This is a genomic window from Mycobacterium sp. E3305, from assembly GCF_001666785.1.
Classification (GTDB): Bacteria; Actinomycetota; Actinomycetes; order Mycobacteriales; family Mycobacteriaceae; genus Mycobacterium.
Map to the genome: position 1 here is coordinate 23,853 of NZ_LZJA01000276.1, position 15,214 is coordinate 39,066.

Below are 15,214 nucleotides of genomic sequence, written 5' to 3' on the forward strand. Positions count from 1 at the left end.
CTCCATCGTCTAGTCGCTGACGAGCACATTAGCCAGCGCCGTAGTTCCCCCGCCCACGGGGTAGTGAAACAAATCACACACCAAACCAACTAACGGCGGAAACCCCGAAGGGTTTCCGCCGTTAGTCGCGTTGTTCGTGGGCTTAGGTGCCCTGGCCGTTCGTGCCGTTCCCGGCAGCCGCGGCGGCCGTGGCCGGCCCGGCGCCCGGGGTGGCGCCCAGCGCCGACTGCAGGTCAGGCTTCATCGCCTGCAGCTGCGCGCCCCAGTAGGGCCAGTCGTGGGTGCCGTTGGCGTCGAAGTTCCACACCGCGTTGTTGCCGCCGGCGGCTTTGTACGCGTCCTGGAACTTCAGGTTGGAAGTCCGCACGAAGCCCTCGAGGAACTTGGCGGGCAGGTTGTCGCCACCGAGGTCCGACGGCTTGCCGTTACCGCAGTACACCCAGATGCGGGTGTTGTTGGCGACCAGCTTGCCGACCTGAAGCGACGGGTCGTTGCGGGCCCAGGCCGGGTCCTCCTTGGGACCCCACATGTCGGCTGCCTTGTAACCACCGGCGTCACCCATGGCCAGGCCGATCAGCGACGGGCCCATGCCCTGCGACGGGTCCAGGAGCGCGGACAGCGAGCCGGCGTAGGTGAACTGGTTCGGGTGGTAGGCGGCGAGGATCAGCGCCGACGACCCGGCCATCGACAGACCGACGGCGGCGTTGTTGGTCGACCTGACCTGCTTCTGCGCCGACAGGTACGCGGGCAGCTCGCTGGTCAGGAAGGTCTCCCACTTGTAGGTGGTGCAGCCGGCCTTGCCGCAGGCGGGCTTGTACCAGTCGGAGTAGAAGCTGGACTGGCCACCGACGGGCATGACGACCGAGATTCCGGACTGGTTGTACCACTCGAACGCCGGGGTGTTGATGTCCCAGCCGTTGAAGTCGTCCTGCGCGCGCATACCGTCGAGCAGGTACAGCGCGGGCGAGTTGGCCCCACCGCTTTGGAACTGAACCTTGATATCGCGGCCCATCCCCGCGGAAGGAACCTGCAGGTATTCCACCGGCAGACCGGGGCGCGAGAAGGCACCAGCGGTCGCCGAGCCCCCCACGGCGCCAATCAGGCCCGAGAGCAGCGCCGCGCCAGCGGCCGCCACCACGAGCCGCCGCGGCATACCTGCCACGGCGCCGCGAAACCTGTCGACAAGCGTCATCCTTGCTTCCTCATCCTTCTCGGCGCGCCCGTCAACCGGGCGCGTCATGTTTTGGGTCGTACTGCATACGATCTCCGCGCAGCAGTGCTCGTGTAGTCAACCACACCTTCCGGCGCCCGGTCGCATCGAGGCGGCCACCGAAAGCCTCACTGGGCCCGCTTTACCCGGCGCTTTCCAGGCGAAACGCCCGCCCCGGAATCCGGGTTTTCGCATGTGCTTGAGCCTTATTGCCAGCTGGTAACGGCCCAAATGTGATGTTGCTGGCAATTTTTCACGGGGCCGGCTTGAAGACAATTTTGAGATTGGTCGAAAATTCTTCTGCCCTGGGCTTACTCGCGAGGTGGCGGCGGGGCCTCTTCGGGCACCGGCAGCCCGCATCTGGCCAGCTCGTAGCGCGGCACACGGTCTATCCGGTATTTGGTGAATTCATAGGAATGCAGCAGGTTCGACAGGAACCTGTGCGGGGTCATCGGGGCGCGCACCGAACTCAGCACCGCCTCGGTCTCGGGACATTTGAGGGCGGTCACCGCCTCGGCGACCCACTGCTGGTCCAGATAACCCGGAATGCCGGGATACAACTTCACCCACGGACCGTCGGCGATCACCCAGTCCGGGAAGAGGTTCTTGTCGTGCCCGATGCGGCCGTGCTGCAACCGTTCCGTGTGTTGCGCAAGCGGATTCGCCAGTCCGATCTGGTCGATCACCCTGACATCGAGCCCGACATTCATGCCGACCATGCCGAGGTTGGTGAAAAACACTGCGTGCTGCGGTTTTTGGGGTTGCTTGTCGGGCCCCGGTTGCGCCATCGGCACGAGGTCCCACTGGATGTAATTTCCCGACGGCAGCAGTAACGCCCCGTCGGGAGTGTTGTCGAGCGCCGTCAGGATGGCCGCCATCCTGGGATACCCCAGGTAGTCGGCGGCGGTGAGCGGATGCGCGTGCCCGGTGGCCTGCGCGTAGAAGCGCCGCTCGTCGACGATTCCGGAGTAGCTGACGTGGGTGGCGTCGTCGCCCATCCCCGGCGAATTCGCCGCCCACAGCGACCAACCGGCCACACCCAGCCAGAGCGCGCCGGCCGCGCCGGCCACCCAGTAGCCCGTCTCCCGCGAATAGTCCTGTCCATCCGGAATGGCCAGCGGGATCACGGCGACCGGGGCCAGCAAGCAGAACAACGGCGCCAACAGCACCCGCCCGTGCATGAAGTCGCCGCCCTGCCGGATCCAGTAGAGCGCTTGCAGCAGGCCGCTCACCACAACGAAAGCCACGACGGCGGGCGGGCTTTGAACCGCCCTGGCCACCCGCCCGTAGTTCGGGGCGAAGGCGGGCCGCAAAAACGACGGCCGGCGGCGCGCCGCGAGAAGCAGCAGCCCCAGCGGCACGAGGAGCACCACCGGCACCCACACCGCGTAGGGCGCGTCGAAGTTCGACAGGTAGATCATGCCCTGGGACCACTTGTCGCCCGCCGCGTCCTTGGCCAGCGCGGTCCCGGGCACCAGCAGGCCGTAGTAGCCCATCCGGAAGATCTCGTAGCCGACGGGCAGCAGCCCACCGGCCAGCACGATCAGCACCCGGCGCCCCCAGGTCCGCGCCGCGATCAGCATCATGATCAGGGCCAACCCGCCCATCAGGGCCAGGTCGGGCCGGACCAAGACGCTGAAACCGGCCACGAACGCCAGCGCACCGATGAAGAGTTTGTGATCCGGGCGGTTCCGCACCGGCTGGCCCCAGCAGACCATCATCCACCACAGCAGCCCGAGGTAAGCCAGCGTCAGCCCGCTCTCCAGACCGGAGGTGGCGAAGTCACGTGCGGGCGGAAGCGCGACGTAGACCAACGCGCCGGCGGGCAGCATGACGGCCCTGCGGCCGCGCAGGCTGGGTGCGTACAACCGGGCGGCTCCCAGCATGAGCAGGGCGACGCCCAGCACCGAGAGCGTCAGGGCCAGCGCGAGCGCCACGTATTCCATCCGCATCGGCCCGCCCACCCAACTGCCGGCGTACATCAGGTAGGTCCAGGCCGTGGAGGTGTTGGCCTCCACCCGCTCACCCTGGTTGAAGACCGGCCCGTTGCCGGCGAGCAGGTTGCGCACCGTGCGCAACACGATGAGCCCGTCGTCGGCGATCCAGCGCCGCTGCCAAGCACCCCAGGCGAACAGGACGGAGACCACCGTCACGCTGATCCACAGGGTGACCCGCACCAGGGTCGTGTAAGGGAACACCGGCCAGCCCAACCGCCTGATGGCCGGCCGGCTGCGCATCATGCGCGCTTTGAGGGCCTGCAGTTCGGGGCTAACCGAAGGCAACGGCGGCTCCAAGCGTCGCGATCCACGCGAGGAAAAGCAGCTGCAACACCCGGTCGCGCAGCGCGATGTCTTCGGGCTCGCCGGCCAGCCCGCCGTCGACGTCGACGGCGTAGCGCAGGATCGCGATGGTGAACGGCACCATGGACACCGCGAACCACGATCCCGAGTGGCGGTCGCGCTCGAACGCCCACAACCCGTAGCAGAGCACCACGGCGGTGGCCGACATCGTCCAGACGAACCGCAGATAGGTGCTGGTGTAGCTCTCCAGGGACTTGCGGATCGCGGCGCCGGTGCGCTCGGCGACCTGCAGCTCGGCGTACCGCTTGCCCGCCACCATGAACAGCGACGCGAACGCCGCGGTCAGCAAGAACCATTGCGACAGCGGGATGCCGGTGGCGGCGCCACCGGCTATGGCGCGCAGCAGGTACGCCGACGACACGATGCAGATGTCCATCACCGCTTGGTGTTTCAGACCGAAACAATAGGCAAGCTGCATGCCGAGGTAGACGGCCATCACGACCGCCAGGTCCGGCGTCAGCCACCACGCGAGCCCCAGCGAGCCCGCCCCGAGAACCAGCGCCAGGGTGTACGCCAGCCACTCGGGCACCACACCCGCGGCGATCGGGCGGAATCTCTTGGTGGGGTGCTCGCGGTCGGCGTCGACGTCGCGCACGTCGTTGACCAGATAGATCGACGAGGCCGCCAGGCAGAACACCACGAACGCCACCGAGACCTTGGTCAGCACGTCGGCGTAGTTGTAGTGCACCGGGCCGCCCAACGCGGCCACCGGTGCCGCCAGCACCAGGACGTTCTTCACCCACTGCCGCGGGCGGATCGCCTTGACGACCCCGACCACCACGTTGCCCGGGGGCCCGGTCACCACGTCCTCACTCATTCGCCCAGACCTTCCGCGCCCGGCCCTCTAGCCGAACGGTGATTCGCGCGACAGTGGCGCCGAGGACGATGCCGCAGGCCACGTCGCTGGGATAGTGCACCCCGAGCAGCATCCGCGACACTGCCATCGGGGGAACCAGGAGGGCGGGCAGCGGCAGGCCGGTGATCCGGCCCATCAGGATGGCCGCGGCCGTGGTCGAGGTGGCGTGGGCCGAGGGGAAACTCAGCCGGCTGGGGGTGCCGACGTTCACGACGACGGCCGGATCGTGCGGCCGCTGGCGCCGCACCACCCGCTTGACCAGCACGGCGGCGGCGTGCGCGGCGAACGCGCCCGCGCCGGCGACCAGCCAGTCCCGACGCCGCCTCGGCGCCAGCAGCGCGCCGACCGCCGCCACGGCCAGCCAGCCGAGGCTGTGCTCGCCGAAATGGGACAGGCCGCGCGCCGTCGTCAACGCACCGGGGCGGTCGGCGAGCGCGGCTTGCACGGCCACCAGAGCGGCGACCTCGCCGCGCGGGGTGGCCGATTCAGCCATGCTCTCGCTCGGCGTGCGCGGGCAGCAGCGCCATCTCCCATTTCTGCTTGCTGGACAGCACCGGCAGCGCGTCCCGGTACGTTTTGCGCATCTCGTCGAAGCGGCTCGCCAGGAGGCGCTGCCGGCGCAGCGAGGCGAACAGCAGTTGGAACATCTTGCGCCGGTCGCGTTGCCGGTAGACCACGCCGCACCCGTCGGCCGTCGTCACGGTGACGCCGTCGACCGTGCACAGCCGGAACCAGCGGGCGTCCTGGGTCGGCACGTTGAATTCGGGGCGCCGGTGGGCCTCGGGGTCGGCCTTGGTCGCGTTGTGCAGGATGCCGCGGGCCAGCCGGTAACCGATCGACAGCGGGTTCACTGGCGGCTTCATCGCCTTGGTCTTGTGCGACGGCGCCGGGAGTTGGCTCGCGGCCGGCAGCACCACCGCGTCCGGGTACTCCTTGCGCAACCGATGCACCTCGGGCAGGGCGGATTCCAGGATCGAGAAGATGTGCTCCGGGCCCGCGAGGAAGTCGTCGATGGCCCGGTTCTGGATCGCTACCGTCGAATATTCAAGGCAGGCAAGGTGTTTCAGCGTTGCCTTCAGGTGGCTGCGGACCAGTCCGGTGATGTCGCCGTCCCAGTGCATCGCGGCGACCACCAGGCGATTGCGCAGGTGGTAGTAGGCCTGCCAGTCGATGGCGTCGTCCTTGTCACTCCAGGCCATGTGCCAGATCGCCGCGCCGGGCAAGGTGACGGTCGGGTACCCGTGCTCGCCGGCGCGCAGACCGTATTCGGCGTCGTCCCATTTGATGAACAGCGGTAGCGGCTGGCCCAGTTCCTCGGCGACCTGCCGGGGGATCATGCACGTCCACCAGCCGTTGAAGTCGACGTCGATGCGCCGGTGCAGCAGGGCGCTTCGAACATTCTTGTCGTTCAACGGATATTCGGCGAAGTCGTGGTCGTACTCGGCGTGCGGGGCGGCGGTCCACATGAAGTTCGACTGGTTGACGACCTCGCCCATGATGTGCAGGTGCGAGGGCTCCTGCAGGTTGAGCATCTGACCGCCGATCAGCATCGGCGTCTTGGCGAAGCGGTGCAGGGCCAACACCCGCAGGATCGAGTCGGGCTCGATGCGGATGTCGTCGTCCATGAACAGAATCTGTTGGCAGTCCGTGTTTTTCAGCGCCTCGTACATCACCCGGCTGTAACCGCCCGAGCCGCCGAGGTTGGGCTGGTTGTGGATGGACAGCCGATTGCCCAGCCCCGCGGCCGCGGCGGGGAAGTCCGGGTGGTCGCGCACCTTTCGGGTGCCCTGGTCGGGGACGATCACCGCCCCGATCACCGCGTCCACCAACGGATCTGCGGTCAGGTCGGCCAGCGCGTTGACGCAGTCGGCGGGCCGGTTGAACGTCGGGATGCCGACGGCGACGTTGGCCGTGCCCGGCGCGGGCTCGGTCGCATACCAGCCACCGCTCACCAGGTTCACCGCGGTGTCGGTGGTGATGTCGAACCAGATCCAGCCGCCGTCCTCGAACGGCTTGAGCGGCACCTCGATCTCGACGACGGCCGGTTGATCGTCGGTGCCGACGAATTGGCGGCCCTCCACGGAGATTCGTACCCCGGTGGCCTTGGTGCGGTACAGGTCGACGCGCCCGGTTCCGGTGAGCTCGACTCGCAACACCACCGACGTGCAGATCGACCAGCGGCGCCAGTAACTGGCCGGGAACGCGTTGAAGTACGTGGCGAACGACACTTCGGACTCTTTGCCGATCTCGAGCGAGGTTCGGCTGGTCGCGTGGGCACGCCGCGCGTTGGTGGTCGATTCCTCCAGATACAGCTTGCGCACGTCGAGGGGCTCACCCGGACGCGGCAGGATGATTCTGGAAAGCAGGCTTACAGCGGTCATCCCCCCGCGCCTTCCTCCACTAGTGCTGTGCCGTCGCGCAGGTGTGGCGCGAGGACGTTGTCGTACATGTTGAGCGCGCTGGCGATCGCCATGTGCATGTCCAGGTATTGGTAGGTCCCCAGCCGGCCACCGAACAGCACCTTCGATGACGCGGTCTCGGCCTTCGCCCGCGCCCGGTAGGCGGCCAGCAGCGCACGGTCGGCCTCGGTGTTGATCGGATAGTAGGGCTCGTCGTCGTCTTCGGCGAACCTCGAGAACTCCCGCATGATGACCGTCTTGTCGGTCGGATAGTCACGCTCGGGGTGGAAGTGGCGGAACTCGTGAATGCGGGTGTAGGGGATCTCGAGATCGTTGTAGTTCATCACCGGCGTGCCTTGGAAGTCGCCGCACTCGGTCAGCACCTCGAGCTCGAAATCCAAGGTGCGCCAGCCCAACCGGCCTTCGGCGTAGTCGAAGTAGCGGTCCAGCGGGCCGGTGTAGACGACCGGTGCATCGGGACTGTCCGCGCGCAACTTGTCGCGGACGTCGAACCAGTCGATGTCCAGCCGGACCTCGATGCGGTCGTCGGCGGCCATGTTCTGCAGCCACGCCGTGTACCCGTCGGCCGGCAGCCCCTCGTAGGTGTCGCTGAAGTATCGGTTGTCGAAGGTGTAGCGCACGGGCAGCCGGGTGATGTTGGCGGCCGGCAATTCCTTGGGATCGGTCTGCCACTGCTTGGCGGTGTAGCCCTTGACGAACGCCTCGTACAGCGGGCGCCCGATCAGCGAGATCGCCTTCTCCTCGAGGTTCTGCGCGTCCTCGGTCTTGATCTCGGCGGCCTGGTCGGCGATCAGGCGGCGGGCTTCGTCCGGGGTGAAGTACCTGCCGAAGAACTGTGACACCAGGCCCAGACCCATCGGGAATTGGTAGGCCTGCCCGTTGTGCATGGCGAACACGCGGTGTTGGTAGTTGGTGAAGTCGGTGAACTGACGCACGTAGTCCCAGACCCTCTTATTAGAGGTGTGGAACAGGTGGGCGCCGTATTTGTGGACCTCGATACCGGTCTGCGGCTCGGCTTCCGAATAGGCGTTCCCCCCGATGTGCGGGCGGCGCTCCACGACGAGCACGCGCTTCCCGAGTTGGGTAGCCACGCGCTCGGCAATGGTCAGGCCGAAGAATCCAGAGCCGACGACGAGGAGGTCAAAGCGAGCGGTCATCGGTTGCTTAGGGTATCCGACGGCGTCGGCCTAACCCATTTGGCGAGGCCAGGGAGTCCGCGATCGGTCGTGTGGCGACGATTCGGGACTGTCGAACCCGGCGATCACGGTCCGGGTCGCAATTACCTCACGATTCAATATCGCCACTCTAGTCACAGCATTCTCACTCGTACCATCGACTCTGTGTGGTTGTCGGCGGCTAGAAACCGGCAAGGCCGCACTGACACAACACAGTTGAACATTGAGTTGTCCAGATTGAGGAGACTTCCGTGCCGAACCGACGCCGACGCAAGCTTTCGACAGCCATGAGCGCGGTCGCCGCCCTGGCAGTGGCGAGTCCTTGCGCATACTTCCTTGTCTACGAATCGACGGCGGGCAACAAACCGGCCGAGCACCACGACTTCAAGCAGGCGGCGGTAATGACCGACCTGCCGGGCGAGCTGATGGGCGCCTTGTCGCAGGGGCTGTCGCAATTCGGGATCAACCTGCCCCCGGTGCCCGCGCTGAGCGGGGGCGCGACCAGCACTCCGGGCCTGGCCAGCCCCGGCCTGGGCACTCCGGGCCTCGGGACTCCAGGGCTCACGAGCCCTGGTCTGACCAGTCCGGGCCTGACCAGCCCCGGCCTCACCAGCCCCGGCCTGACCAGCCCCGGTTTGACGAGCCCCAGTTTGACCAGCCCGGCTCTGACCAGCCCGGGCCTGGCGCCGACCGCGACGCCGGGTCTCACCGCGCCCGGCGCGCTGCCGACCACCCCGGGCGCCGGAGTGGCGACCCCGGGTGCGGGGCTCAACCCCGCGCTGTCCAACCCCGGGCTGACCAGCCCGGCCGGGGTCACGCCCGGGCTGACGAGCCCGACGGCTGCCGGTGAGGTGCCAATCACGGCCCCGGCCAGCCTGGACCCGGGCGCCGACGGTACCTACCCGATCCTGGGCGACCCGTCGTCCTTCGGTAACGGTTCACCGATTGGTGGTGGCACCGGCCTCGGCGGCGGCGGCGGAAGCTCCAGCAGCGGCGGCGGTGGCCTGGTCAACGACGTGATGCAGGCCGCCAACCAGCTCGGCGCCGGTCAGGCGATCGACCTGCTCAAGGGCCTGGTCATGCCGGCGATCACGCAGGGTCTGCACGGCGGGGCGGGTGCAGCCGGTGCGCTTCCGGGCGCCGCCGGTGCGCTGCCGGGTGCCGCGGGCGCCCTCCCGGGTGCCGCCGGTGCCTTGCCGGCCGCTGCCGGTGCGCTGCCGGCCGCTGCCGGTGCGCTGCCGGGTGCCGCGGGCGCCCTCCCGGGTGCCGCGGGCGCCCTGCCGGGTGCCGCCGCGGGCGCCCTGCCGGCTGCCGCCGGCGCTGCCGGGGCTTTGCCGGCTGCCGCCGGCGCGGCACCGGTCCTGCCACCCGTCTAGACCTTCAGGAAACCCTCCAACCAGACGGCACCGCAGATTCTTCTGCGGTGCCGTCGAATTTGGCGCAGTTTCGTCGCGCCCAGGTCGTGTCGTCTCATCATTAACATTAGAAACACAAGTAACATCGGCTGGTGTCTCCTAGTCGTGGGCCGACGACATTGCTCACCGCCATCGCGGCGACCGTCGTCATCGTCTCCTGGGTGGCCGACACCACGCGCGATCGCGGCACTGCCAGTCCGCCGCCGACCCACGACACCCAGCTGACCGAACAGCCGCTGGTCGGGTTGGGCGGCGGTGTCACGGTTCGCCAGATCAGCCAGGACACCCCGTTCTCTCTCGTCGCGCTCACGGGCGACCTGGCAGGCACCTCGACCAGGGTGCGGGCGCGGCGGCCGGACGGTTCGTGGGGGCCCTGGTACCAGACCGAGTACGAGACGGCGGCGCCCGACGGGGCGACGGCAGCCGGATCGCTCGAGGGGCCGCGCGGAACCGACCCGGTGTTCGTCGGCACCACCACCACCGTCGAGATCGCGGTCACGCGTCCGATGGATGCGCCGCCGACCCTGGGGGCCCCACCCGTCGGCGGGGGACCATCACCCGCGCCCCCCCGCGAGACCGATCTGGGCTACAAACCGGCGTCCCGGGAACAACCCTTCGGGCAGAACATCTCCGCCATCCTCATCTCCCCGCCGCAAGCACCGGCCAAAGCCCAGTGGACGCCACCCTCGGGCGTGCTGATGCCCGGCCAGGCCCCCGCCATCATCAGCCGGGCGGAATGGGGTGCCGACGAGTCGCTGCGTTGCGGTAGTCCGCAGTACGACAACGGCGTTCGTGCCGCCGTCGTACACCACACGGCGGGCAGCAACGACTACTCGCCGCTGGAATCGGCCGGGATCGTCAAGGCCATCTACACCTATCACAGCAAGACCTTGGGCTGGTGCGACATCGCCTACAACGCCCTGGTCGACAAGTACGGCCAGGTGTTCGAGGGCAGCGCCGGGGGGCTGACCAAAGCGGTCGAGGCCTTCCACACCGGCGGATTCAACCGCAACACCTGGGGCGTGGCGATGATCGGCAACTTCGACGATGTACCCCCCACGCCGATCCAGCTGCGCACCCTGGGCCGGCTGCTGGGCTGGCGCCTGGGCCTGGACAACGTCGACCCCAAGGGCACCGTGTCGCTGGAGTCGGCGGGTAGCCACTACACCACCTTCCCGGCCGGTTCCGTCGCGACGCTGCCCACGATCTTCACGCACCGCGACGTCGGCAACACCGATTGCCCGGGCAACGCCGCCTACGCGCTGATGGACGAAGTACGCGACGTCGCTTCGCATTTCAACGATCCGCCGGAGGAACTGATCAAGGCCCTGCAGGGCGGCGCGATCTACGACCACTGGCAGGCGATGGGCGGCATGAACAGCGTACTGGGCGCGCCCACGTCCCCCGAGGACAGCGCGGAGGGTGACGCGCGGTACGTCACCTTCGCCCGGGGCGCGATGTACTGGTCGCCGGAAACCGGCGCCCAGCCGGTCACCGGCGCGATTTACGACGCCTGGGCGTCGCTGAGCTACGAACGCGGACCGCTCGGGTTGCCGACCAGCGCCGAACTTCAAGAGCCGCTGCAGATTACGCAAAATTTCCAACACGGAACGCTGAATTACGAGCGGCTCACCGGCAACGTCACCGAGGTCGCGGAGGGGATCATCACGCCGCTCTCGACGCAATCACCGAGCGGCCCCACCGTGCCGCCCGAACACTTCTCGTTACCGGCGCACCCGTCTGCCACCTAGCCGGTCCCGGCAGTCGCTAGAGCCACCAGCGCTCGAGCACCCGCCCCACCCCGTCGTCGTTGTTGACAGCGGTGACCTCGTCGGCGGCGGCCAGCACGTCGGGATGGGCGTTGCCCATCGCCACGCCATGACCCGCCCAGCGCAGCATGGGCAAGTCGTTGGGCATGTCGCCGAACGCCAGTACCTCCTCGCTGCCGATCTGCAGGGGCCTGGCGATCTCGTCCACGCCGGTGGCCTTGCTGGTGCCCAGCGGCACGATCTCCACGAGACCGTTGTTGGTGGAGTAGGTGATATCGCCCTCGATGCCGACGTGCTTGGCCAGCTCGGCGGCCATATCGGCGCTGCGTGCCCCGCTTCGGCGGATGAGCAGCTTGATCGCGGGCGCACTGAGCAGGTCCTCGATCGACACCTCGGTGTTGTCCGGGTTCAGCCACGCGTGCTCGTAGCCCGGTGAGCTGATGAACTGGGGGGTCGCCGTGTCGTGGGCGCGTTCGCCGATTCGCTCGACGGCCAGGCCCGCGCCCGGGATGACGCGCGTCGCCAGCTCCGCAAGCTCGGCCAGCGTGTCGACGGGCAGCGTCCGCGTCGAGACCACCCGGTCCGTGGCGGGATCATAGACGACGGCGCCGTTGGCGCACACCGCGATTGGCGCGAAGCCCAGCGCGTCGACGACGGGGCGTATCCACCGCGGCGGCCGGCCGGTCGCCACGACGAACGTCGCGCCGGCATCGACGGCGGCGCGCACGGCATCGCGGGTACGCGGGGTGATGGTTTCGTTGTCGTCGAACAGGGTGCCGTCGACGTCGCAGGCTATGAGCGCCGGCTGGGTCACGTTGACGTCATCTGGTCAATGCACTCCGCTCTGGTCCTGTCCGGGTCGGGTCACGCCGTCCGTGCCGTATTTCTGCATCCGCGCCTGCAACTCCGACAAGCGGATCGCCCGGGAATCGTCCTGGGTGGGCGCGGCGCCGCCGAGCCGCCTCGGGACCCAGAATTCACCCTCCGGGTGGGGGTATTCCTCCTGTACCTGATACAGCAACGCATTCATCGACTGGCGCAGCGCCGCGTTGAGCTGTTCGAGCGTGCCGTGCGGCGGCAGCGGCCGGCCTGCGGCGACGGTGATCGGAACCTTGTTGCGCCACACCTTCTTTGGATGGTCCTTGGGCCAAATCCGATGGGCACCCCAGACGATCACCGGAACGATCGGCACCTGGGCGTCCAGCGCCATCCGGGCCGCACCGCTCTTGAACTCGCGCAGCTCGAAACTGCGGCTGATCGTGGCTTCGGGGTGCATCCCGATGAGCTCGCCCTGCCGCAGGCGCTGCGTGGCCAGCTCGAGCGCGCCGTTCCCGTTGGTGCGGTCCACCGGGATCAGCCTGGCGTGGTTGATCACATAGTTGACCGCCTTCACGTCGGCCATCTCGGCTTTGATCATGAAGTACGCCCGCCGGTGGCGCTCGCGCACCGCGAGCAGCGTTGGCAACCAGTCCAGGTAGCTGGTGTGGTTCTGGGCCAGCAGCGCGCCACCCCGCTCGGGGATGTTTTCCAGCCCGCGATAGGTGAACTTGGTTCCCTGCATCGCAACCATCGGCGGTACGACCCACTCGCACAACCGGTAGAACCCCTCGGGCATGTCTTCTCCTTCGTCTACCGGGACGGCCGTCCGCCTCGGCCCGCGGCCCGCGCCGCCGCCTCGTCCGCCTCCATCCGGGCCGCCTCCGCCATGGTCGGTGCCCCACCGCCCAGCCGGCGCGGCGTCCAGTACGCCCCCGGCTCGTGCGGATAGTCCGCTTGGACCCGGTGCAGCAGTGCGGTCATCGACTCGCGCAGTGCGGCGTCGGTCTGCGCGATGTCTTCGGCCGCCGGCACTGGCGCGCCTGCCTGCACTTTAATCGGTACCTTGGCGCGGCTCAGGTTGCGTGGGTGGTCTTTGGTCCAGATCCGGTGGGCGCCCCAGACGATCACCGGGACGATGGGAACGTCGGCTTCGATGGCCATGCGCGCGGCGCCCGTCTTGAATTCCTTGAGCTCGAAGCTGCGGCTGATGGTGGCCTCCGGATAAACCCCCACCAGCTCGCCCTCGCGGAGCCGTTGCACGGCCACGGCGTAGGCGCCGGCCCCGGCGCCGCGGTCCACCGGAATAGTCCGGGTGTGCTTGATCAGGAAGTTGACGATCCGCACCTGCTGCATTTCGGCCTTGATCATGAACCTGAGCCGCCGTCTCCGCCGGTGCACGGCCAGCGCGGCGGGCAGGAAGTCGACATAGCTGGTGTGGTTGATCGCGATCACGGCGCCGCCGGTGTCGGGGATGTGCTCCTCGCCTCCGTAGGAGATCTCGGTGTTGGTGGCGACGACCACCAGCCGAGCCAGAATCTCGAGCGTGCGGAAGACGGGCTCCACCATTGATCGCTACTCCGGAGCTCCCGTGGGTCCGGCCCGGCGGGCAGCGCGAGCGGCGGCCTCCTCGGCGTCCATCCGGGCGGCTTCGGCCAGCGAAGGGGCGCTGCCGCCCAACCGCCGCGGCACCCAGAACTCACCCGCCGGGTGCGGCCCGTACATCTCCTGGGCCCGCTCCAGCAGGTGTTGCATCCGCGAGTGCAACAGCCCCTTGAGCTCCTCGACGCCCAACGTCGGTTCGATCGGCTCGCCGACCAGCACCGTGACGGGCACCTTCGGCCGCATCAACTTTTTCGGGTGCCCCTTGGTCCAGATGCGCTGCGCGCCCCAGACGATCACCGGAACGATCGGCACCCCGGCCTCGACGGCCATCCGGGCGGCGCCCGACTTGAATTCCTTGATCTCGAAGCTGCGGCTGATGGTGGCTTCGGGGTAGACGCCGACCAGCTCACCGTCCTTGAGGTTCCTGACCGCCTCCTCGTAGGAGGCGGCGCCGTCCTGCCGATTCACCGAGATGTGCCGCAGGCTGCGCATGATCGGGCCGGTGATCTTGTTGTCGAACACCTCCTGCTTGGCCATGAACCGCACCTTGCGTCCCAGTCCCTGCTGGTAGGCGGGCAGACCCGCGAACGTGAAGTCGAGGTAGCCGGTGTGGTTGATGGCGATCACGGCACCGCCGGTTTTGGGCAGGTTTTCGACCCCCGCCACGGTGATCTTGAGGCCCTGTAGGCGCCAAACCAGGCGGGCAAGTTGAATGACAGTCCCGTATACCGGTTCCACAGCTGATCAGCCTAATGCTCCTGGCTGTGAGTCACCCGAGGTGGCGAAAAGGAGGCCATCGCTTGAGCTTCCCCGCGGCACCCGTTCCGCCGCCCGAAGTGGTTCGCCGGTTTGCCGGCGGCAGGGCGGTTCGCGCCGTGTGGGTCAACGAGATCGGCGGGGTGACCTTCCGGATCGGCCCCGACGCCGGCGGCGCCGAGTTCATCAAGGTCGCGGAAGCCGGCGTGACCGACTTTGCCCGTGAAGCGGAGCGCCTGCGTTGGGCCGCCCGGTACGTGCTGGTGCCGCCGGTGCTGGGCGCCGGCGTCGACGGGGGCTACGCCTGGCTGCATACCCGGGCACTGCCCGGCGTCTCGGCCGTACATCCGCGCCTGCGGGCCACACCCGAGGTGGCCGTGCGCGCGATCGCCCTCGGCCTGCGCAGGCTGCATGACCGGCTACCGGTGTCGTCCTGCCCGTTCGACTGGTCGGTCGAGGGCCGGCTGGCGGCCCTGACACCCGTCGCGCGTGCACGGCTGGGCAGCCCGCCGCCCATCGACCGCCTGGTGGTGTGCCACGGCGACGCCTGCTCGCCCAACACCCTGGTCGACGGGCGCGGCCGGTACCGCGGGCATGTCGACCTGGGCGACCTCGGTGTGGCCGACCGGTGGGCCGACCTCGCGGTCGCGACGCTGTCGTTGGGCTGGAATTTCCCCGACCGGGTGTGGGACGGAGAATTCTTCGCGGCCTACGGCGTCGAGCCCGACGCCGCTCGCATCGACTTCTACCGACGGCTGTGGGAGGCCGACGATGCCGCCTCGCGCTAAGCTCGGGGGCTGAAAACCCGTTACCGGGCCGTGGGCGAGTACGG

The 15,214-nt window shown here is 68.3% G+C and carries 13 protein-coding genes; 3 read left to right on the forward strand and 10 right to left on the reverse strand.

Features of this window, described 5'->3' with window-relative positions; all coding sequences use genetic code 11:
* Positions 1 to 142: 142 nt before the first annotated feature.
* The 6 genes from ag85A to glf all read right to left on the reverse strand — a co-directional run bounded on the left by ag85A (position 143) and on the right by glf (position 8,003).
* A complete protein-coding gene (ag85A, locus tag A5701_RS23995) occupies positions 143 to 1,192 on the reverse strand; it encodes a diacylglycerol acyltransferase/mycolyltransferase Ag85A (protein WP_067760233.1) in 1,050 nt (349 codons plus the stop codon).
* A 329-nt stretch (positions 1,193 to 1,521) separates the two neighbouring features.
* Positions 1,522 to 3,492 carry a terminal beta-(1->2)-arabinofuranosyltransferase gene (gene aftB / locus A5701_RS24000; RefSeq protein WP_304442295.1) on the reverse strand — a complete coding sequence of 657 codons (1,971 nt, stop codon included), beginning with the start codon at positions 3,490 to 3,492 and terminating at the stop codon, positions 1,522 to 1,524.
* On the reverse strand, positions 3,479 to 4,387 hold the full coding sequence (locus A5701_RS24005; protein WP_067760237.1) for a decaprenyl-phosphate phosphoribosyltransferase: 909 nt from the start codon (positions 4,385 to 4,387) through the stop codon (positions 3,479 to 3,481). Before A5701_RS24005 ends, aftB begins: the two co-directional genes overlap by 14 nt.
* Positions 4,380 to 4,919: a phosphatase PAP2 family protein gene (locus A5701_RS24010; RefSeq protein WP_067760239.1), complete on the reverse strand. Its 540-nt coding sequence runs from the start codon at positions 4,917 to 4,919 to the stop codon at positions 4,380 to 4,382. Before A5701_RS24010 ends, A5701_RS24005 begins: the two co-directional genes overlap by 8 nt.
* Positions 4,912 to 6,807, reverse strand: coding sequence for a glycosyltransferase (locus A5701_RS24015; protein WP_067760242.1), 1,896 nt, complete (start codon positions 6,805 to 6,807; stop codon positions 4,912 to 4,914). The genes A5701_RS24010 and A5701_RS24015 overlap by 8 nt, the downstream gene beginning before the upstream one ends.
* Positions 6,804 to 8,003: a UDP-galactopyranose mutase gene (gene glf / locus A5701_RS24020; protein ID WP_067760244.1), complete on the reverse strand. Its 1,200-nt coding sequence runs from the start codon at positions 8,001 to 8,003 to the stop codon at positions 6,804 to 6,806. The genes A5701_RS24015 and glf overlap by 4 nt, the downstream gene beginning before the upstream one ends.
* Positions 8,004 to 8,272: 269 nt before the next feature.
* Here glf and A5701_RS24025 point away from each other — a divergent pair, with 269 nt between their 5' ends.
* Both A5701_RS24025 and A5701_RS24030 read left to right on the forward strand, forming a co-directional pair.
* On the forward strand, positions 8,273 to 9,397 hold the full coding sequence (locus A5701_RS24025) for a PirG (RefSeq protein ID WP_197505056.1): 1,125 nt from the start codon (positions 8,273 to 8,275) through the stop codon (positions 9,395 to 9,397).
* Positions 9,398 to 9,528: 131 nt separating this feature from the next.
* A complete protein-coding gene (locus A5701_RS24030) occupies positions 9,529 to 11,187 on the forward strand; it encodes an LGFP repeat-containing protein (RefSeq protein ID WP_197499000.1) in 1,659 nt (552 codons plus the stop codon).
* 16 nt (positions 11,188 to 11,203) lie between these two features.
* Here A5701_RS24030 and A5701_RS24035 read toward each other — a convergent pair whose 3' ends face one another.
* From A5701_RS24035 to A5701_RS24050, 4 genes are read right to left on the reverse strand one after another with little or no spacing between them, the layout of a single operon-like run.
* Positions 11,204 to 12,019: a Cof-type HAD-IIB family hydrolase gene (locus tag A5701_RS24035; RefSeq protein WP_067760248.1), complete on the reverse strand. Its 816-nt coding sequence runs from the start codon at positions 12,017 to 12,019 to the stop codon at positions 11,204 to 11,206.
* A gap of 15 nt (positions 12,020 to 12,034) precedes the next feature.
* On the reverse strand, positions 12,035 to 12,820 hold the full coding sequence (locus tag A5701_RS24040) for a 1-acyl-sn-glycerol-3-phosphate acyltransferase (RefSeq protein WP_067760249.1): 786 nt from the start codon (positions 12,818 to 12,820) through the stop codon (positions 12,035 to 12,037).
* A gap of 14 nt (positions 12,821 to 12,834) precedes the next feature.
* Positions 12,835 to 13,590, reverse strand: coding sequence for a 1-acyl-sn-glycerol-3-phosphate acyltransferase (locus A5701_RS24045; RefSeq protein ID WP_067760251.1), 756 nt, complete (start codon positions 13,588 to 13,590; stop codon positions 12,835 to 12,837).
* A gap of 6 nt (positions 13,591 to 13,596) precedes the next feature.
* Positions 13,597 to 14,364, reverse strand: coding sequence for a 1-acyl-sn-glycerol-3-phosphate acyltransferase (locus tag A5701_RS24050; protein WP_067760254.1), 768 nt, complete (start codon positions 14,362 to 14,364; stop codon positions 13,597 to 13,599).
* 62 nt (positions 14,365 to 14,426) lie between these two features.
* Between A5701_RS24050 and A5701_RS24055 the strand changes: the two genes are divergently transcribed.
* A complete protein-coding gene (locus tag A5701_RS24055) occupies positions 14,427 to 15,170 on the forward strand; it encodes a phosphotransferase (protein ID WP_067760256.1) in 744 nt (247 codons plus the stop codon).
* The last annotated feature ends 44 nt before the right edge of the window (positions 15,171 to 15,214 follow it).